This is a genomic window from Stenotrophomonas sp. G4, assembly GCF_003428825.1.
Lineage (GTDB): Bacteria > Pseudomonadota > Gammaproteobacteria > Xanthomonadales > Xanthomonadaceae > Stenotrophomonas > Stenotrophomonas indicatrix.
In genome coordinates, this window is the sequence record NZ_CP031741.1 from 3,959,075 (window position 1) to 3,984,965 (window position 25,891).

Annotated in this window: 22 protein-coding genes and 1 tRNA gene; 15 read left to right on the plus strand and 8 right to left on the minus strand. The window is 62.5% G+C overall.

The genetic code is table 11. The features are described from left to right. The first annotated feature begins 456 nt into the window (after positions 1-456). From D0Y85_RS18120 to D0Y85_RS18165, 10 genes are all read left to right on the plus strand, one after another. Positions 457-1,740: an HlyD family efflux transporter periplasmic adaptor subunit gene (locus D0Y85_RS18120; protein WP_229290314.1), complete on the plus strand. Its 1,284-nt coding sequence runs from the start codon at positions 457-459 to the stop codon at positions 1,738-1,740. Further along, positions 1,733-3,877 carry a peptidase domain-containing ABC transporter gene (locus D0Y85_RS18125; protein ID WP_117311491.1) on the plus strand — a complete coding sequence of 715 codons (2,145 nt, stop codon included), beginning with the start codon at positions 1,733-1,735 and terminating at the stop codon, positions 3,875-3,877. The genes D0Y85_RS18120 and D0Y85_RS18125 overlap by 8 nt, the downstream gene beginning before the upstream one ends. A 252-nt stretch (positions 3,878-4,129) precedes the next feature. After that, positions 4,130-5,533 carry a hypothetical protein gene (locus D0Y85_RS18130; RefSeq protein ID WP_162887700.1) on the plus strand — a complete coding sequence of 468 codons (1,404 nt, stop codon included), beginning with the start codon at positions 4,130-4,132 and terminating at the stop codon, positions 5,531-5,533. Continuing rightward, a complete protein-coding gene (locus tag D0Y85_RS18135) occupies positions 5,530-6,765 on the plus strand; it encodes a radical SAM protein (RefSeq protein ID WP_117311493.1) in 1,236 nt (411 codons plus the stop codon). Before D0Y85_RS18130 ends, D0Y85_RS18135 begins: the two co-directional genes overlap by 4 nt. Before the next feature lie 155 nt (positions 6,766-6,920). Then, positions 6,921-7,106 carry a hypothetical protein gene (locus D0Y85_RS18140; RefSeq protein WP_117311494.1) on the plus strand — a complete coding sequence of 62 codons (186 nt, stop codon included), beginning with the start codon at positions 6,921-6,923 and terminating at the stop codon, positions 7,104-7,106. 105 nt (positions 7,107-7,211) lie between these two features. Then, on the plus strand, positions 7,212-8,156 hold the full coding sequence (locus D0Y85_RS18145) for an aldo/keto reductase (RefSeq protein ID WP_162887701.1): 945 nt from the start codon (positions 7,212-7,214) through the stop codon (positions 8,154-8,156). A gap of 214 nt (positions 8,157-8,370) precedes the next feature. Further along, positions 8,371-9,174 carry a type I restriction enzyme HsdR N-terminal domain-containing protein gene (locus tag D0Y85_RS18150; RefSeq protein ID WP_117311496.1) on the plus strand — a complete coding sequence of 268 codons (804 nt, stop codon included), beginning with the start codon at positions 8,371-8,373 and terminating at the stop codon, positions 9,172-9,174. A gap of 263 nt (positions 9,175-9,437) precedes the next feature. Beyond that, positions 9,438-10,385: a DUF6216 family protein gene (locus D0Y85_RS20675; protein ID WP_162887702.1), complete on the plus strand. Its 948-nt coding sequence runs from the start codon at positions 9,438-9,440 to the stop codon at positions 10,383-10,385. A 391-nt stretch (positions 10,386-10,776) separates the two neighbouring features. Beyond that, positions 10,777-11,331 (plus strand): hypothetical protein, encoded by a 555-nt coding sequence (locus D0Y85_RS18160; RefSeq protein WP_162887703.1) that lies wholly within the window; start codon positions 10,777-10,779, stop codon positions 11,329-11,331. A 77-nt stretch (positions 11,332-11,408) separates the two neighbouring features. After that, the gene (locus tag D0Y85_RS18165) at positions 11,409-11,762 is read left to right on the plus strand and encodes an AlpA family phage regulatory protein (protein ID WP_229290315.1); all 354 of its coding nucleotides are present in this window, start codon (positions 11,409-11,411) and stop codon (positions 11,760-11,762) included. 77 nt (positions 11,763-11,839) lie between these two features. On the opposite strand, the gene D0Y85_RS18170 is transcribed toward D0Y85_RS18165, so the two are convergent. The 4 genes from D0Y85_RS18170 to dtd all read right to left on the minus strand — a co-directional run bounded on the left by D0Y85_RS18170 (position 11,840) and on the right by dtd (position 14,947). Next, positions 11,840-11,915 (minus strand) — tRNA-Ile (locus tag D0Y85_RS18170). A gap of 44 nt (positions 11,916-11,959) precedes the next feature. Beyond that, positions 11,960-12,277, minus strand: coding sequence for a hypothetical protein (locus D0Y85_RS18175; protein WP_229290316.1), 318 nt, complete (start codon positions 12,275-12,277; stop codon positions 11,960-11,962). A 288-nt stretch (positions 12,278-12,565) separates the two neighbouring features. Continuing rightward, positions 12,566-14,416 carry an RNA polymerase sigma factor RpoD gene (rpoD, locus tag D0Y85_RS18180; protein WP_093818099.1) on the minus strand — a complete coding sequence of 617 codons (1,851 nt, stop codon included), beginning with the start codon at positions 14,414-14,416 and terminating at the stop codon, positions 12,566-12,568. A 90-nt stretch (positions 14,417-14,506) separates the two neighbouring features. After that, complete coding sequence (dtd, locus tag D0Y85_RS18185) at positions 14,507-14,947, minus strand: D-aminoacyl-tRNA deacylase (protein ID WP_117311501.1); 441 nt, start codon at positions 14,945-14,947, stop codon at positions 14,507-14,509. Positions 14,948-15,008: 61 nt separating this feature from the next. Between dtd and D0Y85_RS18190 the strand changes: the two genes are divergently transcribed. From D0Y85_RS18190 to D0Y85_RS18205, 4 genes are all read left to right on the plus strand, one after another. Continuing rightward, positions 15,009-15,929: a lauroyl acyltransferase gene (locus tag D0Y85_RS18190; protein ID WP_117311502.1), complete on the plus strand. Its 921-nt coding sequence runs from the start codon at positions 15,009-15,011 to the stop codon at positions 15,927-15,929. A gap of 75 nt (positions 15,930-16,004) precedes the next feature. Further along, positions 16,005-17,138: a GTP cyclohydrolase II RibA gene (ribA, locus tag D0Y85_RS18195; RefSeq protein WP_117311503.1), complete on the plus strand. Its 1,134-nt coding sequence runs from the start codon at positions 16,005-16,007 to the stop codon at positions 17,136-17,138. 112 nt (positions 17,139-17,250) lie between these two features. After that, positions 17,251-17,727 (plus strand): PH domain-containing protein, encoded by a 477-nt coding sequence (locus tag D0Y85_RS18200; RefSeq protein ID WP_117311987.1) that lies wholly within the window; start codon positions 17,251-17,253, stop codon positions 17,725-17,727. Then, a complete protein-coding gene (locus D0Y85_RS18205; RefSeq protein ID WP_117311504.1) occupies positions 17,724-19,265 on the plus strand; it encodes a PH domain-containing protein in 1,542 nt (513 codons plus the stop codon). Before D0Y85_RS18200 ends, D0Y85_RS18205 begins: the two co-directional genes overlap by 4 nt. Before the next feature lie 258 nt (positions 19,266-19,523). On the opposite strand, the gene D0Y85_RS18210 is transcribed toward D0Y85_RS18205, so the two are convergent. Further along, complete coding sequence (locus D0Y85_RS18210) at positions 19,524-20,582, minus strand: CDP-glycerol glycerophosphotransferase family protein (RefSeq protein WP_117311505.1); 1,059 nt, start codon at positions 20,580-20,582, stop codon at positions 19,524-19,526. Here D0Y85_RS18210 and D0Y85_RS18215 point away from each other — a divergent pair. Beyond that, positions 20,581-21,387, plus strand: a complete 807-nt coding sequence (locus D0Y85_RS18215; protein ID WP_117311506.1) for a glycosyltransferase family 2 protein — start codon at positions 20,581-20,583, stop codon at positions 21,385-21,387. The two genes, D0Y85_RS18210 and D0Y85_RS18215, sit on opposite strands and share 2 nt — an antisense overlap. Positions 21,388-21,412: 25 nt before the next feature. Here D0Y85_RS18215 and D0Y85_RS18220 read toward each other — a convergent pair whose 3' ends face one another. The 3 genes from D0Y85_RS18220 to rsmB form a co-directional block, all read right to left on the minus strand. After that, positions 21,413-22,588 (minus strand): O-antigen ligase, encoded by a 1,176-nt coding sequence (locus D0Y85_RS18220; RefSeq protein WP_229291409.1) that lies wholly within the window; start codon positions 22,586-22,588, stop codon positions 21,413-21,415. Positions 22,589-22,821: 233 nt separating this feature from the next. Then, positions 22,822-24,534 carry a glycosyltransferase family 39 protein gene (locus tag D0Y85_RS18225; protein WP_117311507.1) on the minus strand — a complete coding sequence of 571 codons (1,713 nt, stop codon included), beginning with the start codon at positions 24,532-24,534 and terminating at the stop codon, positions 22,822-22,824. Positions 24,535-24,556: 22 nt separating this feature from the next. Next, entirely contained in the window at positions 24,557-25,888 is a 1,332-nt protein-coding gene (gene rsmB / locus D0Y85_RS18230) for a 16S rRNA (cytosine(967)-C(5))-methyltransferase RsmB (RefSeq protein WP_117311508.1), read from the minus strand. Positions 25,889-25,891: the final 3 nt, after the last annotated feature.

The following is a 25,891-nucleotide window of genomic DNA, read 5'->3' on the forward strand; positions in this document are numbered from 1 at the left end:
ATGCCCACTACAGGGTACTGGCCGCCAACCGTTTCATCAGCTCCTGCGCATCAACGGCGACCGGGGATCCACGCACACCCTCGCCATGGTGTCGCATTTCGCCAGTTTGGCGCTCACCTGCGTACACCGCGACGCCGAAGGTGACTATTAGCTCCAAGCGTTGCCACTATCTTCGATGCACCCCGCCCCACGCTTCACGCCGAAGGGGGGTTGACGCCATGTAAATATTTCTATAAAGAATTGACATCCATGGATGGTGGCGGAGATCTGCGATGGGGGCACTTCCTGTTTTCGCGTGCGCAGCGACCAAGGACCGGCGGGGCTGGACTAGACCCGACGCCAATGGCGACAGATACCCCGATGGGGGATTCATACCCAGTGGAATGGATTGCGTACATTGCCCCATTTCGAGGCTGAGTGACATCGCGGCTGTGCATCAATGCCGCGAGGCATACCGTGGCAGATAACCTCTTTCGCAGAGAGGCTTCACCTGAAGATCAGCATAGTGGCCTCGGCGAGATCCTGCTTGTCGGACCACCTTCTCGCTGGCTATGGCTTTGCCTGATCCTTCTGCTAACGACTGCTATGGGCCTATTCCTGATCCTAGGCCAATACACCCATCGAGAAACGGTGACGGGTCAACTGGTGCCCGCTAGCGGACTGATCAGCATCACCGCTCTTAGCGCGGGGACGGTGGCACGACTGCATGTGGAAGACGGCCAATCCATACAGGCAGGCGAGGTCCTGATGGAGATATCAAGCGAACAGGACACGGTTCGTCTTGGTGCAACCCGAGCATCAATTGACGAGAAGCTTGCGGAAAAGGAGGGACGCTACAGGGCCGATCTCGTTTCCCAGGACTCCGTCGTTCGGCATCAACGAGAGGCACTGGTTGCTCGTGAATCGCTCATACGACGACAGCTTGATCAAGTCGATCAACAGGTTGCATTGCAGGGCGAGGAAGTTGAAGGCTCGCAGGCGCTCTTGGCGCGGATCGAACCTTTGGGAGAGGGTGGATACATTTCTGTATTTGAAATCCAGCGCCAGCAAGCGGTGGTACGTGCCGCACGCTCCCGCAAGGCAGACCTGCAGCGGCAGGGGCTCGAACTCCAGCAACAGCTTGCTGCCGCCCAGGAGTCCTTGGCAAAACTTCCGTTAGAGGACGCAACTCGTCGAAACGCAATCGTGCGAGACCTTGCTGACGTCGCGCAGTCGCAGGCCCAGAACGATCTGCAGCGCGGCACACTACTTAGAGCAGGGCAAGGCGGTGTCGTCGCGGCCCTACTTGTTAAGGCCGGTCAAATGGTGAGTGCCGGTCAGCCAATGATGACGATATTGCCCGGCGACGCGAAGCTGCAGGCGCAGCTCCTTATTCCTAGTCGTGCGATTGGATTCATCTCTCCAGGCAATCGCGTCATCCTCCGCTACGAGGCATTTCCGTACCAGAAATTTGGTCAGCAGTACGGAAGGGTATCCATCGTCTCACGAAGCGCACTGACGCCGGCGGAACAGTCCGCCTTGACTGGCCGACTACCGCCCGCGGATCAAGGACCACTCTATCGGGTGGATGTCGAACTGGACCGGCAGTACGTTCCCGCATATGGGATCAAGGAGTCGATCCGGCCTGGGATGGCGCTACAAGCAGATGTTCTTATAGAGCGGAGACGTCTTATCGAATGGCTGTTTGAGCCGCTTTTTGGCATCCAGAGCCGTGTGCTTGAGGAAAATCCCAATGGCTGATGGCTCCGCATCGGCAGAGCAGAGGCGCCCCGATCGACATTCGCGAGCGGACGTCCGGGCCGGACTCCGTTTTGGATGGCGCCGCGAAACGCCATTGATCCTGCAGGCAGAAACCGCAGAATGTGGACTAGCCTGTCTGGCCATGGTCGCCGGGTACCACGGTCATCATGTAGATATGCTGGGAATGCGGGCGAAATTCGGATCTTCCCAGAAGGGTGTCACGCTGAGGCAGATGATGCATGTGGCGACGGCACTCGGCATGGAGGGGCGTCCGCTGAAGCTCGATCTTGATAATCTGTCCAGATTGAAGCTGCCCTGCATCCTGCATTGGGGAATGAGTCATTTCGTCGTGCTGTGCAAGATTGGCCCTCGATCGGCTGTAATTCACGATCCGGCACGAGGTGTCCGAAAGCTCGATCTTCTGGAGGTGTCAAGCCAGTTCACCGGTGTCGCCTTGGAGCTCATACCAGGCGCCGACTTCCGTCCAGCGCACAGGCCCCAATCTATCTCACTTTGGCGGCTGGTAGGTACCGTCCGAGGACTCGTGCCGGCTGGCCTCCAAGTTCTGGGCCTTGCACTGGCGCTAGAGGCGTTCATTCTCGTTGGACCATTCTATCTCCAGTGGACGATGGATCAGGTCATCGTATCCGCTGATAGAGATCTTCTTTCGCTGCTGGCAATTGGTTTCGCAATTGTTGCGGTCTTCCAGGTTGTCATCACGGCACTACGCGCCTGGCTAATCAGCTGGATCAGTGCAACAACATCCGCGCAGTGGATGAGCAACATGGTTGGGCATCTCCTTCGGCTGCCCCTGGCTTGGTTTGAGAAGCGGCAGGTGGGTGACATCGTCTCGCGACTTGGCTCAGTCCAGATCATACAAAGTACGCTGACAATCCAATTCATCGGCTCGCTGTTGGATGGGCTGATGTCACTTGTCGTTCTTTTGATAATGACCTTCTACAGCCCTGGATTGGCGGCGCTGGTAGCGGGCCTGTTTCTACTCTACACGTTGCTCCGATGGGCGTTTTTTGCTCCGTTGTGGAGGGCAAACGAAGATCAGATTGTTCATGCCGCACGCCAGCAGGGCGAAATCCTGGAAAGCATCCGGGGAATACTTCCGATCAAGCTGGCCAATCAGCAGAATGCGCGACGTGCACGCTATGCCAATGCATCGGTTCAGGTGATAAACCGTGGAATCAGAATTCAGCAATTGAATATTTCTTTCGGAATTGCCAACGGTCTTATCTTTGGCCTGGGCAGAGTCGCACTGATCTGGATAGCCGCCTCTCTGGTCATGGATGAGAAGTTCTCTGTTGGAATGATGGTTGCATTTGTCGCCTTCGCAGACATGTTTATTCATAGATCCACCTCTTTGGCGGATAAGTGGGTGGATTTCAGGATGCTTAGATTGCACGCGGAGCGGTTGTCCGATATCGCCCTCAGCGAACAGGAGAACGCCGACGGCGTCGACTCGTGCCATGTGCCGGCCGAGTCGAGTGTCGAATTCAAGAATGTCAGTTTCCGCTACTCCGACGGAGAGCCCTGGGTGTTGAGAAACTGTAGCTTTAGAGTGGAATCGGGCCGTTCAATCGCCATCACTGGAGTGTCGGGGAGCGGCAAGACGACACTCGCCAAGATCATGCTCGGCCTACTGAAGCCTAGCGAAGGAGAGGTGATCTTTGGAGGACAGAAAATTGATGATCTGGGTCACGGACGATTCAGAAGCCTGGTCGGCGCAGTCATGCAGGAAGATCAGTTGTTCGCCGGAACGATCGGGGACAACATCAGTTTTGGTGATCAGGACGCAACCGATGAGCGCATCAGGGAAGCGGCGGCACTCGCTGCAGTGAGCGACGATATCGAGGCGATGCCAATGGGCTACAGAACTCTGGTTGGCGACATGGGCTCCAGCCTGTCTGGAGGGCAGAAGCAGCGAGTGATCCTCGCTCGGGCGCTGTATCGCCGCCCTCGTCTGTTGGTACTGGATGAGGCAACCAGCCATCTGGACCTCGAGTGTGAGCGACGCGTCAATGCGGCCGTGAAGATGTCGAGCATGACCCGGGTGGTGATCGCCCATCGGCTGGAGACAATTCAAAGTGCAGACGAACGGTTCGAGATGAACCACCGGGAGGGCTGAGCAATGCTGAGTGCGAGGCTTCAGGGAAGTGGCTGTGGAAGGGATGATATGCGCGAAACTGCGGGCAAGGCTTTCATTCGACTGGTGCCCATAGCTCCAAAGCCATGGGCTCTGATGGCAGCCTTGCTCCTGTGGGCTGTCCTCACGGCAAACGCATGGGCCGGGACGCGTGATTGCCTCGCGTCCGGCCTTGAGGTCGACACAGCCATGTCAAAGGCGACTTTGCGAGTGACAGCGCGGAGTACGCCCAAATTGAACCTGCAGGAGTGGCAAGCGTCGAAGCGCTCCCGCTCGGACGAACACGTCTACACCTTGGATATCAGCAGGAGCCTGCTTCCCGAAGGAAGAAAGTATCCGCTGATCATCAGGTTGGCGCCCTCTACTGTCGCGATCAACCTCCAGCCCTTGATCAATCCTGATGATTCGCAGTTTGAACGCCTATGTGGCGATATCGATCCAGGAACCTCACAGCATCCAGCAAGCTCTCCAGTGACGGTGTTCGAAGGTTACGCATTCTTCAGCGATGGGCGTCCAATACCAGTTCCAACGCTGCTAGCGGATCAAGGCGTGCCACAGGCGTTCAGGAGCCAATATCAGGATTGGCTGGAGAAGGCCCAGACGTTCTATAGGCGTGCCCTGGGACCTGAGCCGCACAGCGTGAGCTCTGTAATCTTCTTGCTTGAGCAGGGCGCCAATACCCAGCAGGGCTGCCGCTTCAGTGGAAGCTCATTGCCCGGGCTGCTGCTGATTGGCCTTCGTGCGGGCTGCCTGGACACCTCAAAAGGCTTTCCAAATGACTTGTCTCACTTCATTGCCCATGAAGCATTTCATCAATGGAATCAAGATGTGCAGATGATGGAGTCACTACCGCAGGAAAGCAGAATTATGCTGCTCGAGGGCGGGGCAGAAATGGCAGCGAGCTTGTTTCTGTCGGAGGTGACCGGGAGCAAGGAGCAAGGGATCACGCGTGACGTAGGCGCAGCTGCAGAGTCATGTATCGACCAGGCAGAGTACAAGAAACGACCACTGAATGACCTGATCAGTGGGGGCGAGTATCAACTTGCTTACTCCTGCGGGATGGTCTACACCTTCATCAACCTCATCCGGATAGATTCTGATCCAGCAGCCGCTCTAGGCGCGTTCTGGAAAAGCACTCTGCAAGACAACTCCTCGTCGCGCTTCAATGGAAGAACCGACTTCAATGAAGCATTCGGTGCGCGATCGCCGGTGCAGAACGCCATGATCGAACTTCTCGCCCAGAATGGCTACGCGCTTCGCGAAACGATCAGCGGCTTGAGCAAGGACCAGCAGTTCCGCATTGCCGCAGAACTGATGCGAGAGGTTTCACGCAACGACTGCCACGGGAACTACGGTCTGTTTACCGGTGGCGGAGTGATTGTGCTTGATCCCGAATTGAAGACCTGCAGCTCTCTGAGGCCTGGTGAAAAACCCGTGGCAGTTGACGGGTTTGATTTTAGAGAGCATGTGTTGGAGGCTCGATCTGCATGGATTTCAGCTTGCCGGAATGGAGGAGCAGTGAGCATTGACTATTCCGACAGCTCCGCGAAACCGTCGATCGTGTCGTGCCAATCCCCCCCAAGATCCCTGTACACGCCGTTTCATCTTTCTCGAATCACGCCTAGGGGGCAACCATGATCGACGTACTCAACAGCGACGCATCTTCCCCGATTCAGAAGCTACATGAGCTGCAGGTCATCATCAAGATCGCCGAGCGCTGCAACCTTGCTTGCAGCTACTGTTATTACTTCTTCATGGGCGATGACTCCTACAAGGACCGTGATCCAATCATGAAGCCTGACAAGTTCTCAGCCGTCGCTGATTACATCAAGCGTGGCGTCGAGGATCTGGGGATTAGGAATGTAAACATCGTCTTCCACGGCGGGGAGCCCACCCTCATGAGAGCCCGCGATTTCAGGGGGCTGGTGTCTGCTCTATGTGAGACGTTGGCCCCGCTATGCGGGCTGAGCCTTGGCATACAGACAAATGGATATCACCTTACAGCCGAGTGGGAAGAGCTAATCTCCGAGTTCAATATTTCCGTTGGAATCAGTCTTGATGGTCCAGCTGAGTACAACGATAGATTCCGTGTGACCCATAAGGGAAAGGGATCGCATGAGAAGATCGCACGCACGGTTGGGCGACTTCACGAGTTGGAGACCGAGCGAAAGATCAGTGCAATCGGCGTACTGAGTGTGCTTGGACGCGACATCCCGATTGAAGAGACATTTGATCACTTCGTTGAGGAGCTCAAGTTCCGTCATATGGGGTTCCTATTGCCGGACAGGAGTCATGATGAACCATTCGTCGATGGAGAGACCCCAGGCGAGTACGGAGATCTACTGATAGGCCTCTTCAATAAGTGGCTGAGCCATCAGGACATCTCTGTGAGAGAAGTAACTAAGGTAATTCGCTACTTTCAAGAGTATGTACCAGCACGCACCGTAGCCACGGATGTATTCGACAAACGAACCCATGTGGTGGTGATCCAAAGCACGGGCGAAGTCAGTTGCGATGACTCGTTGATTCCTGCACTGGAGTGGCGATCCTCGCAGCGTTCGTACTCGATCTTCAGTTCATCGCTCTATAGCTTCGTCAATGATCCAGGCCTTGTGGTACTTGATCGGGCGCGAGCAAACCTCCCCGATGACTGTGTCAATTGTAGGTGGGTGAAAATATGTGGAGGGGGCGCACTGGAGAATCGCTTTAGTCGTGCGCGGCAGTTCGATAATCCAAGCGTCTACTGTGCCGGCCTGAAGAAGTACTACTCACACGTAGTTGATTTTCTTATCGAGAACGGATACCCGGAGGCGGCGATTCAGGAGCGCCTGAAGGCTGACGAGGTCATGCAGCCCACCTTCGCGATCTAAGGATTGTGCAGGACCTGAAGGGTGATTTCTTGGCAATCCTGCTCTCTCGCCTCACCGAGGCTCATGCCTGTTGTGCCTGTCGATCCCGACCGCGGTCGACGGAAATCAAGGGAAGTGCGGTCAATTGTTGATCTCTAATCAGAAAGGAGTTCGCGATGAATGCAAGCGACAAGAAGTCAAAGGGTGAAGAGTTGGTCGCGCGGCTGCTGACGCCGCAAGAGACCGATGCCGTTGCTGGCGGTGGGTTCGAGACCTATGCGCAGAATGGAAATGGGTATTGCAGATTCGACCAGAAAAGCGGCGGATATGACCAGAAGTGCACGAATCCTAGCATTTCCTGAGATGTTTAACTTCTAATCTTGTTGCATGACGGGGTGTCCTATGGCCACCCCGTCTTTACCGGTACTTGCATGCAATATCGATATCTTGGAAGGACGGGCCTGAGCGTGTCTGTACTCGGCCTGGGCACCTGGCTTAGTGTTGGTCAGCGGCTGAGCAATTCGGATGGCGCCAGGTTGCTATCGCAGGCTTACCATGGGGGCATCAATCTGTTTGATACCGCCCAGAATTATGGCTGGGGTCAGGCACAGAGTGAGTTGGGGCGCGCGATAAGAGATGCCGGCTGGCAGCGCGACACCTACTCCATCTGTAGCAAAGCTTTCTACGGAGCAAAGCCTGACGATCAGCTCAAGCCGACTCAGCGCGGGTTGGGCCGCAAGCATCTGGTGGAGGAGTGTGATGCTGCGCTGAAACGACTGGGCATGGAGTACTTGGATATCTATCTTTGCCATTCACAGGATGCAAATGTGAGTGTCGGAGAGATCGTATGGACGATGCACTCGTTGATTATGCAAGGCAAGGTAATGCATTGGGGGACGTCGAAGTGGCCTGCTGAACTGGTGGCGGAGGCGCATGATTTCGCTCTTTCCAATCATCTGATTGGCCCTTCGGTCGAGCAGCCTGAGTACAACCTAGTCGCCACCAGAGCTGTAGAGGAAGATCTACCAGACCTGATTGATCGATATGGCATGGGGTTGCTCACTTGGTCGCCATTGAAGCAGGGCATACTCGCTGGTCGCTACGACCAGGGCATTCCTCCTGGCTCGAGACTTTCCTTCCGGGACTTCACGACGTTGAGGGATCGTGCGGGTGAGGCACAGTTCCTGCGATGGGTCGAAGCTGCAAAAGGCATCGAGAGAATTTCCAAGGCTCTGGGAGTATCTCGCGCCCAGCTTGCCGTTGCGTGGTGCTTGCGAAACAGGCTCGTCAGTAGCGTCCTGCTTGGCTGTTCGGGGGGCGCGCAACTAGCCGAATGTTTGAAATCAGTAGACGTCGCGAGCTCCATCACACCAGAGTTGTGGCTGGAGTTGCACTCGCTGGGTCAGTGCTGATCTCATGCGCCATCGAAGGAGTCGGGAGAGACGGCACGACTCGGTCATCTGTTAGCTGTCAAGGCCCTCAGTAGTTTGCTTCAAACACTGCAATCTCATCCGCCTTGTTGGTACAGGCGTCATGGGATAAGCAACTGGAGGGCCCTGCCCCTTGCCCTCCATTGCGCAGGACTGCTCAAAGCATCAGTATTCGCAGACGACAACGGGAAGGAGCATGGATGTGCTGAAGATTCCAAAGAAGGTCTCGGACAGATGGCCGACAACGGTAAGATCGCTGGTCTCGGTCGCCGTTTCCCACAAGACCAAGGATGTGTCTGAAGCCGATACGGTGACCTTGGTCAAGGACATGCTTGCCGACATCTTCGGTTACGACAAGTACAACGAACTGACTAGCGAGCAGCAGATCAGGGGAACGTTCTGCGACCTGGCGGTAAAGATCGATGGCAAGATCAGGGTTCTGATCGAAGTGAAAGCAGCGGCAATCTCGCTAAACGAGACCCATCTGCGCCAGGCCATCAACTATGGCGCCCACGAGGGCATCGAATGGATCGTGCTCACCAACGCGTTGGAGTGGCGCCTCTACAGAATCAAGTTCGGCCAACCCATCGAGTACGAGCTCGTCTCATCGTTCTGCATAGCAGATGTCAACCTAAAGAACGAAGAAGACCAGCGCAAATTGTTCCTACTCTGTAGAGAAGGAATCACCTCTGACGCGATGGGCCTGTATCACCAGCACATCTCGGTGCTCAACAAGTTCACGGTTGCGCAGGTTGTTCTCGGAGAGCCGGTCGTTTCTGTCATCCGCCGAGAGCTTCGCCGCCTGTTCCCGGAACTGAAGATCGAGTCGGAGGCAGTTGTTGAGCTTCTCAATAATGAAATTCTGAAGCGTGAAGTGCTTGACGGAGAGAAGGTAAAGGATGCGCAGCAGCGTATTCGGAAAGCTGTCTCCAAAAATGCGAAGGCGCAATCAAAGAAGAGCTCGTCGCCCGAGATTGCGCAGGAGCCAGCCGTGAACTAGTAGCTGCGCATCCGCGGCGTCGCTTGTCTCCAATTCTATACGCCACAAGACATCACACGCCACAGGCAGGCCCGGCCACTCGGCCGGGCGCCATGCCGCGCGAACTGCAGACCGTAAAACGTGCCCCAGACCCAAGAGAATCCGCGCCGGATGGGTTTGGAATTCCTCCAGGCTATCCAAACGGTAGCTCAGTGAGAACACGTTCAAGAATTCCAGGTTCGAGCCGCTACCGACCTACCGATACTGCATGGAATGGAGGCGCGATGGGAACGGTTGCAAGCTGGAACGAAATTGCCACGTTAGCTAGCGCCACTGTGCCCATCGTGGGCATTTCATTAGTCTCGCTCTATCTTTGCTACAAGTCGGGCACGCTCCACCCACTCCGAAATCGTCTCACGCGCCTCTTTGTTGGTCGCGAGGACATTGAGCCAGGACCAATTAGAAACAGCCTTTCCGACCGCTCCGCAGTCGTTTCTTTTGCAATGATATACGGCATCCATCTAGACACGGCGTCTGAGGTCAAAGCTCTCATTGCTAAGGCGGAGTCTCGTGATATCCCGCTCCACCTAATTGGCATCGCCGGGAGTGCTTTCGATCGATCAGAGTTTGCTGTTAAGCCCGGAAGATCGCCCCGCAGAGGGGTAGACGGGATGATCTGCATGGGGCTTCTGGTCAGCTACCTTGCCACAGCGTGCTTTCTCGCCGGAACCTTTGCGGACGACATATTGATCCGAGTTCGAGCAACCAATACGGTGCTCTGGGTGGCTGCGAAGGAAGGTGAGGGTGCCGCGCGCGGGATTCTCAGGAGGAGGAATATGGCGTTCTCGCAAGCGGAATGCGAGAAGCCACCCAATACGGGGGCAATTGAACCTTTCGTCGGTAACGAACCTCGCTATAACTTGTCAGTGCTGTGCGCGATTTGGACCTCGCCTTCGGAGAGGAAGGAGCTCATCGACGCACTTCCACAGCAACGTACCGCTTTCGGCGCGGTGGCGCTGCTATGCCTTATGGCTCTCGTTGGTTTCCTGCAGGCGCTGACCAGGCGAAACGCCATTCGCAAGCTAGAACGGCGAGCACCCGCTCATTCCTCGCCGGTGTCGGCGACGCCGCGCTCTGGCCAGAGCCGACGACTCGTTTTACGAATCGGCAAGTCAATCTATCTGAGCTACGGAACAACTGAGGCTAATTTCTACCATCGCACCAAGCATTAGTAGAGACACGCTCCACAGATGAAATAGGCCGGTCAGCGATCCTCGCTTGAGGCAAAGGCCATGAGGAACTACGGATCCTCTCGCAAAGGCCATACCCCAGCCCGGTAGGCATCAGAGCCACGCGTGCGCGGCCAATGCCGACATCAGGTCACCTCGCTGTTGCTAACCCAACGGGACCAGCCGTCCTTCCAGACCTTCCAGACGCTGCCGTCGACTTGGCACCTGATGGACCCGTCTTTTCCTTCCCAACTACAGGTGGTGGGTTGTCTCGTCCAGGCTAAAGAAGGCGGGAATCATCATACGCTCTCCAGAATTTTCGCCGAAATGCACAGGGCTCTGAGGCGGCCGTATGATTCATACATTCCGTAGGGGGCAAGGACACATGGATTGGATGACCTGGACGCCTGAGGCAAAGGCAGCGTGGGCACAAGCGATTCTGTCGGCCCTGGCTATTTGGTACTCAGGTAGGCTGGCCTTCGGACAGGCTCGAGCTGCGAAGCGCGAGCGTGTCGACACCTATATTCAAATGCTTGCGATCAGTCAGACTGCTGCTTGGGGGGCGCGACGGTTCATTGGCGAAGGGAAGACCTTCCCAGTCGGCGGCGACATCTTTGGCTTTGCCAAGCTCCAGAAGGACTTCGAGGCAATTTCGTTTCATGATGTTCCACACCATAAGCTGGTTCCCATTCTTCGGGATGCTGCAGAGGCTTGCCGCATGTTGGACCAAAACTGCGATCAGCTGCTGAATACCGCTAAGGTGCCAAACGTGCTCAACGCGTCAGCAATTGCAGAGGCGGCCGATGTATTGGAGCAGTGCTACACAGAGGCGATCCACATTTCCGTCCGTCTGCACGGTCCGCTGGAACGTTGTCTTCTCGAAATGAAGATCGAGCTGAGGCGCTTGTTGGTACGAATCAAACAGTGTCTACGCACTGGCATCGATTGATGTGCCCACTCCAGCAGCCGTGATAGCCACGCAAAGCGCCACAGTTCAGATCGGCTTGGCCCTTTGATGACCCGACCTTGGATCTGCTGCAGATCGCACATGTGGTAGCCACTGCCCGCGCAGGATCATCGGCCGCACTTCTCCTGGAACACGCACTTGAAGCAACGGGGCCCTCCATGGGCGCAGCTGAGAGCACACCCGAAGTCGTGCTGAAGCTCGAGCAGGTCGAAGTCCACACCGGGATGAAGAAGAGCTACATCTACCGCGAGATGGAGAAAGGGACGTTCCCGCAAAGGCACAAAATCGGGGGCGGCACCCACTGGCTCCAGAGCGACATTCAGCGCTGGATCGCGGCCCGCAGCAATGCCCATCGATGGCAGCCTGACAACACGGCTATGCCGGCGGTGGACTGCGGCACCACTAGGCATTGAACGGTCACCAAGCGGTCACCGGACGGGGCTAGCTTGATGAGGAAGGCACGGCGGATGATCCTAAGTGCCTGATTCGATGGTGGGCCCACCAGGATTCGAACCTGGAACCAAGGGATTATGAGTCCCCTGCTCTAACCGTTGAGCTATAGGCCCTGCGCAGCGTCACAGTGTAGTGGAGCACGGCCGGAGTCGGCTACTCAGTCGGCAGCAGCAAGCGCCTCGCCAACACGCTGCAATCGTCGCTCCGCCATCCCCGCCAACCGCTCCATCTCCTGCAGATGCGCCTGGAACAGCGCCACTGCCTTCATTGCGCCCTCCAGCCCCCTCCGGTTGCCATCGGCAAACCCCGCAACCAACTGTTCTCCCGATTGCGTCAGCAGCGCCAGCGTGGGCCGTCGGGCGAAGCCCAGCCGATCCTCCAGTTCGTCCTGCATGACGTCCTGCCACGTCATCAACGGCGGGAAATCCAGGGCAGCGACAACAGGCGCATCATGTTCAACAGCCTTCGTGGCCAAGCTCCAATGCTCAACAGGGGTGATGCCGCAGATACACGCGTTGCACGTGTCCCCGCAGCGCGTCCGCCTCGGTGCCGGTGATTCCGGCCCGCCCACGAGGTGTGTTGAGCACCTGCATCGCCAGCGTGCGTCTGGCATCCCTGCACGTCAAAGGGCGGATGCGTCATCGCCAACCGCGGCCGAGCATGGCCACGGCTCCACACCGGATCCCCCAAAGAAAAACCCCGCCGAAGCGGGGTTTTTCTCGACAGAAGCCGTTGCCGAGCATGGCTCGGCACTACCTGGATATCAATCGATATCCAGGAAGCTGCGCAGCTGCTCCGAACGGCTCGGGTGACGCAGCTTGCGCAGGGCCTTCGCTTCGATCTGGCGGATGCGCTCGCGGGTCACGTCGAACTGCTTGCCGACTTCCTCGAGGGTGTGGTCGGTGTTCATGTCGATGCCGAAGCGCATGCGCAGCACCTTGGCTTCCCTCGGGGTGAGGCCGGCCAGCACGTCGCGCACGGTTTCAGACAGGTTGATGTTGGTGGTGTTCTCGATCGGGGACTCCACGTTGGTGTCCTCGATGAAGTCGCCCAGATGGGAATCCTCGTCGTCGCCGATCGGGGTTTCCATCGAGATCGGCTCCTTGGCGATCTTCATCACCTTGCGGATCTTGTCTTCCGGCATGTCCATTTCCTTGGCCAGCTCCTCCGGCGTAGCCTCGCGGCCGTACTGCTGGAGCATCTGGCGGGAAATGCGGTTCAACTTGTTGATCGTTTCGATCATGTGCACCGGGATACGGATGGTGCGCGCCTGGTCGGCGATCGAACGGGTGATGGCCTGGCGGATCCACCAGGTCGCATACGTGGAGAACTTGTAGCCGCGGCGGTACTCGAACTTGTCCACGGCCTTCATCAGGCCGATGTTGCCTTCCTGGATCAGGTCGAGGAACTGCAGGCCGCGGTTGGTGTACTTCTTGGCGATGGAGATCACCAGGCGCAGGTTGGCCTCGACCATTTCCTTCTTGGCCTTGCGCGCCTTGGCTTCGCCGTAGGCCATGGCACGGCTGAGTTCTTTCAGCTCGTCCAGGTCCAGCAGGGTGACCTTCTCGATGTCGATAGTGGCCTGCTGCTCGGACACGATCTGGTCCTTCACTTCACGCAGCGCCGAAGACCACTTCTGCTTGCGCTTCAGTGCGTCTTCCACCCACTCCAGGTTGGTCTGGTTGCCTTCCCAGGAACGGATGAAGTCCTTGCGCGGCATGCGGGCAGTGACGGTGGCCAGGTTCAGCACGCGGCGCTCGTGGGCCTTGATGCTGCCCATGGTGTCGCGCAGCTGCTTGGTCAGCACGTCGGTCAGCGGCAGCGGCAGCTTCAGGGTGACGAACACCGCCGACATCTCCTCGCGGAGCTTGGGCAGGTTCTTCTTGTCGCCCTTGGCGGCAGCCTTCTTGAAGGCGTTGAGGGCATCGCCCAGCGCCTGCATGCGCGCAGCCACTTCCTCCGGATCCGGACCGGTCGGTGCGGCTTCTTCATCGCCGCCGTCGACGTCGTCTTCTTCCTCGTCGGCGTCGGCATCGGCGTCGTCCGCGTCATCGGCCACCACAGCGGCCGGGGCCGGCACGTCGTCGGTCAGGTCGTTGAAGCCGACGATCACTTCGGCAAGGCGCTTGCGGCCTTCCTTGTGCGCTTCGTAATCGGTCAACAGCGATTCGACCGACACCGGGAACTGGCCGAGTGCGGCCTGGACCTGGGACAGGCCTTCTTCGATGCGCTTGGCAATGGCGATTTCGCCTTCGCGGGTCAGCAGCTCGACGGTACCCATTTCGCGCATGTACATGCGCACCGGGTCGGTGGTACGGCCACCTTCGGTGTCGAGCGCGCTCAGCGCGGCGGCAGCTTCTTCGGCTGCGGTGTCGTCGACCTCACGGTTGCCCGTGTTGCCGTCGTTGAGAAGCAGGGTTTCCACATCCGGAGCAACTTCATGGACATCAATGCCCATGCCGTTGATCATGCCGATGATGTCTTCGATCTGTTCCGGATCGACCATGTCGTCGGGCAGATGGTCATTGACTTCGGCATAGGTCAGGTAGCCCTGTTCCAGGCCCTTGCTGATCAGTTGCTTGATTTCGGATTGGGCAGGACGTTCGTTGGCCATGTAGTGCTCGCGCCACCGGCTGGGGGGGAATAGGGAACGTAGCATTATACCAGCCCGGGGCCCGGCCTGCCGGGCGGTGGTCCCGGCGGCCTAGGGCCTGAGGAGGAAGGTCACGGGACCGTCGTTGACCAGGCTGACGACCATATGGGCACCGAAGCGGCCCGTTTCCACCCCCGGCGCGTGATTTTCACGACAGATGTCGACAAATCGATTGAACCCGCGTTCAGCCTCCTGCGGCGGTGCCGCGCTGGTGAAGCTCGGCCGCATGCCGGAACGGGTATCCGCGGCCAGGGTGAACTGGCTGACCAGCAGCAGGCCGCCGCTGGTATCACGCAGCGAGCGGTTCATTTTTCCGGCCTCATCTGCAAACACACGGTAGCCGAGCAGGCGTTCGGCCATCCGCTGCAAGTGGGCCTCGGTATCGCCCGGCTCCATGCCGACCAGGGCCAGCAGGCCGGGGCCGATCTGCCCCACCGCCTCACCTTCCACATGCACGGCAGCCTGGCTGACACGTTGAATCAGGACGAGCATCGGCGGGCTTCCAGGCAAGGGGCCGGCCACGATAGCAGCGCCCTTGGCTAAACTGGGGCCGATGAATCCACACCGCAAAGCCCGGCTGGTCTACCGCGCCACCACCCTGTTCGCCCGCCTGCCCTGGCCCCTGCTGCGCGGGTTCGCGCGCGCCCTGGCCTGGGCGTGGGTGCGCCTCGATGCCCGCGAGAGCCGCGTCACCCGCCGCAACCTGGAGCTGGCCTACCCCGAGCTGGACGCACCGGCACGCGACCGCCTGCAGCGCGAACTGCTGCGCTCCACCGCCCTGCAGGCCATCGAGACCCTGCGCCTGTGGAGCCGGAAGCCCGCCGACAACCTGCGCCTGCACCTGAAGGAGCGCCACGGCCAGGCGCTGTACGACGCGGCCCTGGCCAGCGGCAAGGGCGTGATCGTGGCGGCCCCGCACTACGGCAACTGGGAGCTGCTGAACCAGTGGCTGGCCTCGCGCGGGCAGATCGCCATCGTCTACAAGCCGCCGGAGGACGAGGCCAGCGATGCCTTCCTGCAGATCGTGCGCGGCGGCGACAACGTGCAGCAGGTGCGTGCCGAAGGCCCGGCCGTGCGCCAGCTGTTCAAGGTGCTCAAGGACGGCGGTGCCACCGGCATCCTGCCCGACCAGCAGCCCAAGGCCGGCGATGGCGTGTTCGTGCCGTTCTTCGGCGTGCAGGCACTGACCATGACCCTGGTCAACCGCCTGGCCGAGCGCACCGGCGCGACCGTTCTGTATGGCTGGTGCGAGCGCATCGGCCCGGACATGGAATTTGCCCTGCACATCGAGCCGACCGACCCGGCCGTGGCCGATCCGGACCCGCACGTGGCGGCCACCGCGCTCAACGCGGGCATCGAACGCATCGCCCGCCGCGACCCGGCGCAGTACCAGTGGACCTACAAGCGCTATACGCTGCGGCCACCGGGCAGCGGCGAGGAAGACCCGTACGCGACCGACGAACATCCGCACTGAGAGCCGCTGCACCCGGCCTGCGACACACCGCCGCAGTACGTTGAATACGACGCTGGCGCCCCCATAGAGACACCGATGTCCGCCTCCCCCGGTCCTGCCATGTCTGCTTCCTCCCTGTTCGGTGATCCGGCAGCGATCCGCTGCGAGCGCGCGGTCGCCGAACTGCGCGCCGGTCGCCCGGTCCTGCTCCACGATGGCCAGGGCCAGTGCCTGGCGGTGATCGCGCTGGACAGCGCCACTGCCAGCAGCTTCGCCGCCTTCGCCAGTGCCGCGCGCGAGCGCCATTACCTGTACCTGACCGCCACCCGCGCCCGCGTGCTCGGCGTGGAGGCCCCCGAAGGCGCACGCCTGCCGCTGGCCGGCGTTGCCTTCGATGCCCTGCCCTCGCTGGGCTACCTGCGCGAACCCGGACCGATGCCCGCGGCCTGGAGCGCAGGCGATGCGTTCGATGCCGGCGCGGTGGAACTGGCCCGGCTGGGCCTGCTGCTGCCGGCGATGGTGGGCGTGCGCCTGGATGCAGATGACGCCACGTTCGATGGCGCGGCCGAGGTTGCCCTGTGCGATCTGGCCGAAGGCGCCGCGCACGCCGCACATGATTACGAACTGGTGGCGCGTTCTCCGGTGCCGCTGCGCGACGTCGGCATGACCACCTTCGCGGTGTTCCGCGGTGGCGTCGCCCAGCGCGACCAGGTAGCGATCATCGTCGGCGAACCGGACCTGTCCGCAGTGGTGCCGGTGCGCGTGCATTCGTCCTGCCTCACCGGCGACCTGTTCGGTTCGCTCAAGTGCGATTGCGGCGACCAGCTGCGGCGCGGCCTGCGCAAACTGAAGGAACTGGGCGGCGGCGTGCTGCTGTACCTGGACCAGGAAGGCCGCGGTACCGGCATCGCCGCGAAGATGCGCGCCTACGGCTACCAGCATGACGGCCTGGATACCATCGACGCCGATGCGCAGCTGGGCTTCGGCGCCGACGAGCGCCGCTATGGCAGCGCGGTGGCGATGCTGCGCGGGCTGGGTGTATCCCGCGTTGCCCTGCTCAGCAACAACCCGACCAAGGCACAGCGCCTGCGCAATGCCGGCATCGAAGTGCTGGACTGCATTCCGGTCACCGGCGAGATCACCGCCGAGAACGAGCACTACCTGCGCACCAAGGCCGACCGCGCCGGCCATCTGCTGGACGTCGATGCGCTGATCCAGGCCGCCCAGTAACGCGGGCGACCTGCTAACGTCTGCGCGGTGCGGCCATCACCGCGCCTGCCCGCCCTGCTGCCCGACGGACGCCCGCGTGACCGAACTGCCCTTGCCTGTTGCTGCTGCCGAAATGCCCCTCGACCACTGGCAACCCCTGCCGCGGCGCGCTGCCCGGTTGGCGGCGCTGGAGGGCGCCTTCGGCGGACTGTTCATCCCCGGCGCACCGCTGGCGGCCCTCTGGTGGTTCTTCGATCTTCCCGGTGGCCCGTGGGCAGCGATGCTGGGCCTGCTGGTCGGCCTTGCCTTCGGCGCCTGGATCGGCCATCGGCGCCTGACCCGCACCCGATGGCGGCTGGACGCACAGGGCTTGGGCCTGCGCCGCGACCTGATGTGGCAGCTGGAGACCCGCATCCCCATTTCGCGCGTGCAGCACCTGGACCTGCGTCGCGGGCCCCTCGAGCGGCGTGCAGGCCTGGCAACGCTGATCGTGCACACCGCCGGCACCCGCCTGAGTGCGGTCACCGTCAGCGGCCTGGACGAGGCCGATGCCGAGCGCCTGCGTGACACCCTGGCCCATCAGCTCGACCAGGACGCCGACGCGCTGTGAGCCTGCCGCCGCCCCTGCCGCCCTCGCTGCCCGACGGTGGCGACGAGCATCGCCTGCATCCGTGGTCGTGGCTGTTCGTGCTGCTGATGCAGCTGCGCCACTATTTCCTGCCGCTGGTCGCGTTGCTGGTGTTCGGCCAGCGCGGCGACCGCGATCCGATGTGGGCACAGGTGATCCCGTTGACCGCCATCGCCGCGCTGGTGCTGGTGTCGGTGCTGCAGTACCTCAGCTACCGCTATCGCATCGGCAACGATGCGATCACCGTGCGCAGCGGCCTGCTGGCGCGCAACCGGCGCGAGATTCCCTTCGCCCGCATCCACAACGTGGAAGTGCGGCAGAACCCGTTGCACCGGTTGTTCGGGGTTGCCGAACTGCGCCTGGAATCGGCCGGCGGGGTGCGTCCGGAAGCGGAGATGCGCGTGCTGCGGCTGGACCAGGCGTTGGCCCTGGAACAACTGGTGCGCCAGCGTGGACAGGCGCCGCAGCCGACGCCGGGCGACGCGCCGGCTGCCGATGTCGTGCCATCCGACGACGAGCAGGTACTGCTGCGCCTGTCGAGCTGGGACGTGCTGCGCATGGGCCTGCTGTCCAACCGTGGCTGGGCGCTGGCGATCGCCGCCTTCGGTGTCCTGTTCCAGACCGTACCGCGCCCGGTGATGGACGATGCCATCCAGCGTGGCGGGCGCGAGGCCTTCGGCTACGCCAGCCACCTGCATGCCGGGGTGACCGGCGGGCTGGTGCTGTTGGCGGCCGCGTTGCTGCTGGGCTGGCTGCTGCTGCGGGTGTTGTCGGTGGTGTTGACGCTGCTGCGCTACCACGGCTTCACCCTCAGCGAGCGCGAACGGCGCCTGACCGTCTCCACCGGCCTGCTCAGCCGCACCCGCAGCAGCGTCGCGCGCCGCCGCATCCAGGCGTGGACGCTGGGCGAGAGCACGCTGCAACGCTGGTTCGGGCTGCGCCAGCTGCGTATCGACAGCGCTGCCGGTGGCCCCTCGCGCGACGACGACCGCGCGCTGCGCGAGCTGGCACCGCTGGCTGGCGCAAGCGCCTGCGATGGGCTGGTGCGCCACCTGCTGCCGCAGCTGCAATGGCCGCCGCAGCAGTGGCAACCGATACCGCAACGCGGATGGTGGCGATTGTCGCTGTCCACCTTGCTGCTGGTGCCGTTGCTGACCGCCGCGCTGTACTGGCGCTGGGGCCTGCCGGCCCTGGCACTGCTGGCCTGGCTGCCGGTCAGCCTGTTGATCGCGCACCGGCAGATGGCGCGGATGGGCTGGCACCTGGATGGCCAGTTCGTGGCGGTGCGCGGCGGCTGGTGGAAGCGCTGGTGGCGCTGGGCCGAGCTGGACAAAGTGCAGGGCCTGCGCCTGCAGCGCTCGCCGCTGGACAAGCTGCTGGGTACGGCCAGCCTGCAGCTGGACACCGCCGGTGCGCACGGCGATGTGGCACTGGCACTGCGCTACCTGCCGCAGGCGCGTGCACATGCCTTGATGGAAGAACTGGCCACGGCGCTGGCACGGCGCAAGCTGCGCTGGTAGCGCGGCCGATCGTTGAACCGCCATCCACGCATGGCGTGGATCTACTGCACCATCCACGCATGGCGTGGATCTACTGCCCCCCACGCATGGCGTGGATCTACTGCACCACCCACGCATGGCGTGGATCTACTGCACCACCCACGCATGGCGTCGATCTACTGCCCCCCACGCATGGCGTGGATCAACGGTAGTGCCGGCCGCTGGCCAGCAAACGCAGGCATTCCGGTGGTTGCCGGCCAGCGGCCGGCACTACCCACATCACCGCTGCGACGGTCCCCAGTAACCCAGGTCCTTGCGGATCTGCAGGTCGCGCACCCAGCTGCCAAACGGCTTGCGACGCAGCACGCCCATTTCGCCGGACAGGAAATCCTCGGTAGCGGCGATCACCCGCTCGCTGGAAAGACCATCGCGATAGGGGTGGATGGCATCGGCGTAACGCACGATCTCCGCCTGCAACGCCGCGTCGGGATGCAGCGCGCGCGCCAGCATGGCCGGCAGCTGCTGCGGATCGTCGAAATCGATCATGTGCGGCTTCGGCACGCGGTTGCGGAAGGTCACCACCGGCTTGTGCTGGACGATGAACTCCGAAACGATCGATGAGGTGTCCGACACCAGCACGTCGGCGGCGCGCTGGGCAGCCATCACCTGCTCCGGTTCGATGAAACGCGCATTGGCGCCGGCCAGCGCGCGGTAGCGTTCGAACAGTTCCGGCGGGCACTTCGGGTGCAGGGTCAGCAGCCAGTAGTGCTGCCCGGCGGCGATGTCGGCCGCGATCTGCGCATGCAGGTGCGGGGCGGCACTCAAGCGCTCGGTGAAGGTGGATCCGAACAGGATCACCGGGCGGCCGCCGGCGGCACTGCGCAGCGCGGCACTGTCGCAACCGTCGACGCGGAACAGCGGGTCCAGCTTCGGCCAGCCGGTTTCCGCCACGGCGAAATGGCCCTGCACTGCCGCGATCTCGCGGAACGGCGCGGTGGTGGCAGGGCCCTGCGTGCAGTACAGGTCGAACATGCCGCGCACCCGGAAGTGGCCACGCGCACTGTCGCGCTTTTCCACGTTGAAGCCATGGAACAGCTGCACCTTGGCCCCCGACAGGAAGGTCGGCACCCAGTTGGCCGCGCTGAACACCGCCCGCGGCCGCATCGCCAAGGCCTGCTTCAGGCCGATGTTGGGCACGCCGGGCAACTGGCTGCCAGCCGCGCCATCTTCGAACCAGGCCGCCACTTCCTGGCCGGAAGCGTGCAAGGCCTGCACCAACGGGGCGAGAATAGGCAGCGCATAGCGCTCCGTCGCAAACAACAGGTACCCGGCCATCATGTCCTCCACGACCGCTCCCATCGAACGGCCTCGCATCTCGGCCTGCATTATCGCGTTCAACGAGGCCGGGCGCATCGGCGACTGCCTGGCCTCGCTGGCCTTCTGCGATGAGATCGTGGTGGTGGACTCGCTGTCCACCGACGCCACGGTGGCCATCGCCGAGGCGGCCGGCGCCCGCGTGCTGCAGCGTCCGTTCGATGGCTTCCGCAGCCAGAAGGCGTTCTGCGTCGAGCAGGCCACCCACCACTGGGTGCTGTGCCTGGATGCCGACGAGCGCATCAGCCCGGAACTGCGCACGGCCATCGAGCAGGCCCGCGACGGCGGCTTTGCCGGTCATGCGGGTTACCGCTTCGCCCGCCTGTCGGAGTACTTCGGCAGGTTCCTGCGCCACGGCAATGCCTATCCGGACCGGGTGCTGCGCCTGTTCGACCGCCGCCGGGGCGGTTGGCGCGGCAAGCGCGAAATCCATGAGGCGGCCAGCGTCGATGGCACGGTCGGCACCCTGCGTGGTGACCTCATCCACTTCCCCTACCGCTCGCTGCAGCAGCAGCTGGCCAAGACCGAGAAGTACGCACGGATGATGGCCGAGCACGAGTTCGCGCGCGGCAAGCGGGCCACCCTTGGCAAGCTGGTGCTGGCCCCGGCCTGGCGGTTCTGGCGCGGCTTCCTGTTCCGTGGCGGCTTCCGCGACGGCTGGCATGGCCTCGTATACGCCTACGTGCGCGCCAACTACGTGCGCCAGAAGACCATCATGCTGTGGATGCTGGGCAACGGTCAGGCCGTGTCCGATCCGCCCAACCCCTGAGTACGGCGTCGAGCGTGGCGGGACGCTACCCGGCGTTCCCTGCCCGGTGCCGCGCACCTTCAACGATCGACAGGCCGGTCAGCAGGCCGACGATGGTGACGTAGAAGCTGGCGGTCATCTGGTGCGCGAACATCGACTGGGTCAGGCCGCACAGGATGTAGGACACCACCACCATCACACCGGCGGCGGCAGGGCCACGGAAGGTGGCGTGCCCGCTGCGCCGGTGCAGGCGCACGAATACCCACAGGGGTACGCCATACACGGCCAGCAGCAGCAACACGCCCGGCAGGCCCTGGGTAGCCCCCCACTCGGCCAGATCGTTGTGCGCATGGCGCAGGTGGCAGCGGATTTCCTGCGGATTCTCGCGGCAGACCGGCACCCGCTTCATGGCCGTGTCGAAATGGCCGATGCCTACCCCGGTGAGCGGATGATCGAGGAAGGTCTCCCACGCCACCTGCAGGCGCTCGACGCGCGCCCCGGCCGAAGAGTCGCTGTCACCCTGCTCCATGCGCTGCACATCGCTGTGCAGTTCGGACAACCGCACCTGGTGGCGCAGTTCGGGCACCGACAGCAGCAGGGTCGCGGCGATGGCCAGCATGCCGGCAAGCACTGAAAGACGCGCCACGCCGGTACGCCAGCGCAGGCTCAGTGCCAGCACCACCAGCAGTGCCAGCAGGGCCGCGAACACGCCACGGCTTCCGGTCAGGATGATGGTTCCGCAGCCGGCAGCCATGCCCACGATCACCAGCGACCAGCGCCGCGACGGCCGGCAGAACACCAGCAGCACCATCAGCATCATCACGATGTCGGCGAGCACGATCGCGTTGGTGAACAGTTCGGCGCGCGGCGCCCCCTTGAACACCTGCAGTGCCGAAAGCACGAAGGTGCCCACCAGCCCGGCCAGCGCACCGCGCCACAACCAGCGCATGTCCGGGCGCAGCGCACACACCCACAGTGCGATCCACGGGATGACCAGGAAGCGGGATCGATTGTCGACATCGCGCAGGCCCTGTTCGAACAGCACGACCGACACGATGGCCATCACCAGCACCGCCAGCATCAGCCAGCTGAGGACCTTGATCGGCTGCATGTCCATACGCCGGGCCTGCCACAGCAGGCCTGGCACCATCGCCGTGCTGACCAGCAGCAGCAGCGCGTAGGGCAGCAGGTTGATGGGGATCGTCAGCACCAGTGCCGGCATGCAGAACAGGCCGACCTGCGCCAGCCAGTGCGCCGCGCGCGGGCGTCTCCCAGCAGGGACGCCCAGCGAATCGCCGATCGTGGATTCCAGGTTGTGCTGTGAAGCTGCCACGTCGAAAAAGTTCGCTGCAATCCGGCGGAATGAACGGGATCAGCGGCAAGGCCGATCCCATGCTGACGTTTTACTGCCTTTGCTGTCGCTTGGGCAGTCTGGACAAGCACGGGCCAGGATGGTTATTCCTCACGTTGCAATCGCCGTTCACGTTCGCGCTCGGCGGCACTGGCCACGCACGGCTCTTGGACCGCAGCGGAAGGTACCAGCCACCAACGGCGGCGGTTGGCGATACCGGCCAGTTCTGCGCGACGGCGATCGACGCACGGCAGCAGCGCGTCTTCGTGGACCAGCAACCAGCGGCGGCGGGGCGCCAGCTGCTGCCATTCCACCGCCGCAGCCAGCTGTGCATCCCAAGGCTCGTTGAAACCGAAGGTGGCTGCCGGGCGGTCGGCCATCAGCAGATTCTGCTCTTTCCAGGCTACCAGCCCCAGCTCGGCATCGGCGCCGATACGCTGGCCGGTGTGCCGCATCAGGCCGCGGGCGGAACTTGAATCATTCAGCAGCGGATAGCCGATCAGGCTGTACAGCACCCAGACGGCAGTCAGGGTCGAGACCAGGGCCAGCTCGCGGCGGGCGCGCCCGAACAGCAGCAGGCTGGCCACACCCCAGCCGCCCATCGCCATCGCCGCCCAGGCCAGGGCGTTCATTTCGCCATTGCCGATGCCCCGCGTCTGCATCAACCGCGCTTCGAAGCCGGGCTTGCCCAGCAGGGCAGACAGCCCGGCGGCCAACGTCCCCAGCGACAGCAGCAGGGTGAACGCGCCCAGCAGCCATTGCACATCGCGCCGGCGCAACAGCCCCGGCAGCAACGGCGCCAGCGCCAGGCAGAACATCGGCAGCGCCGGCAGGATGTAGACGTCGCGCTTGCCATCGGGGATGGAGAAGAACAGCACGATCAGCGCCCACCAGCCCAGCAGCAACAGGTAGCGCGCATCCCGGCGCTGCAGCCGGCGCCGCCAGGCGGGGATCGCCCACGGCACCGCCAGGAAGGCGGGAATCCACATCGACGGCATGGTGCCCAGGAAGTACCACCAGGGCTGGTGGTGGTCCCACGATTGCGCATAGCGCTTGGCCGTCTGCCGGAACAGGATGTCGTCCATGTAGGCCAGGTATTCGCCGGAACGGGTGGCCAGCGCGGTCATCACCATCGGCACCAGCCACAGCGCGATGGCCAGCACGAACGCCAACGGCGCCAACCAGAAGCGCAGGTCGCGTGCATGCAGCCGCACCCGCGGCCAGTGCAGCGCCGAACCGATCACCGCTGGCACGATCATCAGCAGCGCGATCACGCCCACACCCTTGGTGATCACCCCGATGCCGGCAAAGAACCAGCCCAGCCACCACCAGCGCCAGGCAGGCCCCAGCAGCAGGTGGCGCAGCAGACCATAGTTGGCCAGGGTGATGAAAAACACCACCAGCGGGTCGATCTGCGCCTTCTTCGACTGGAAGGTGAACTGCAGGGCGAACAGCAGCGCCCAGCCAGCGTACAGGCCGACCTGGCGTGTCCACAGGCGCCGGCCGAGGTCGACCACGCACCACAGCGTGCCGAGAGCAGCGATCAGCGAAGGCAGCAGGAACGCCACCCGCCAGTTGCCGACCACGCTGTACAGCGTGGCCTGCCACCACATCAGCATCGGCGGCTTGTCCGAGTACAGCTCCAGCCCACGGTGCGGGAACAGCCAGTCGCCGCTGTCCACCATCTGCCTGGCGACCAGAGCGAAGCGCGGTTCGTCCGAGGGCCAGGGATCGCGTAGTCCCAGCCCGGCACCCAACACCAACAGGGCCATCACAACGAACAGCCATGTCTGGCGTGACGCACGGGTTTTCAGCATGGGGGCTCGGACAGCGGTTGGGTCAGCCCTTTTTTAGCAGACGCGCGTAGAAAAATCCGTCAGCATCGTTTTCACCGGGCAGGCGCTGGCGAGCAATACCGTCACAATCCAGACCAAATGCGTCATCCAGCGCGACCGCTTCCGCATCCGCGTGCCATTTCAGGAAGCCCTTCACCTGATCGACATTTTCCGCGCGCAGGATCGAGCAGGTGGCATACAGCAACACACCACCGGGGCGCAGCATCGACCAGCAGGCTTCCAGCAGGCGGGCCTGGATGCCGACCAGCGCATCGATGTCTTCCGCACGGCGATGGAACATCACGTCCGGCTGCCGGCGGATGACGCCGGTGGCCGAGCACGGTGCGTCCAGCAGGATCGCGTCGAACGGAACGCCGTCCCACCATGCCCCCGGATCGCTGGCATCGGCCACCAGGACCTGGGCGCCGTCGCCCACACCGGTGCGGGCGAACGTATCCCTGGCGCGCGCCAGACGACGCGCATCGATATCCAGCGCCAGCAACCGCAGGCTGGGGTCTCGCTCGAGCAGGTGCGCCGACTTGCCGCCCGGAGCGGCACAGGCGTCAAGCACGCGGCTGCCTGTGGGGGGCGCCAGCGCGTCGGCAGCACACTGCGCCGACAGGTCCTGCACCGACAGCAGGCCTTCGCCGAAGCCGGGCAGCTGGTTCACCGGAACCGGTACGGCCAGTCGCAGCGCATCGGCGCTAAGCGGGCTGGCTTCGGCGGCAATGCCCGCCTCGGCCAGGGCCGCCATCATCTTGTCGCGCCCGCCCAGCTGGCGGTTGGCACGCAGCCACAGCGGCGCTGGCTGCAGGCTGGCGGCGAAGATCGCCTCGGCCTGTGCCGGCCAGTCGTGCTCGACGGCCTCGGCCAGCCAGGCCGGAAATGCGTCGCGCGCCGGCTGTTCGGGGAAACCGTCGCGCTGGGCGCGGCGCAGGATCGCATTGACCAGGCCAGCCTGGCGTTCACGGCCGAGTGCGCGCGCAGCATCGACCGTGGCCGACAGCGCCGCATGGGCCGGCAGGGCCAGCACATCCAACTGAGCGAAGCCCACCATCAGCAGCGTGCGCAGGTCGGCATCGCGCGCGGACAGCGGCTTCTGCATCCACGCCTGCAGGGCAGCGTCATAGGTGCTGCGACGGCGCAGCACCGCAAAGCACAACGCTTCAAGCAGCGCGCGGTCGCGGGTGTCGGCCAGCTTGGGCAGCGCCCAGGCCAGCTCGGCCTTGAGCGAACGGCCGCGGGTGAACACCTGCGCAAGCACGCGCGCAGCCAGCATGCGGGTGGCCGCGCCCGGCGCCGCCTTGGCGATGGCGAAATCGTTTGCCTTGCTCACCCG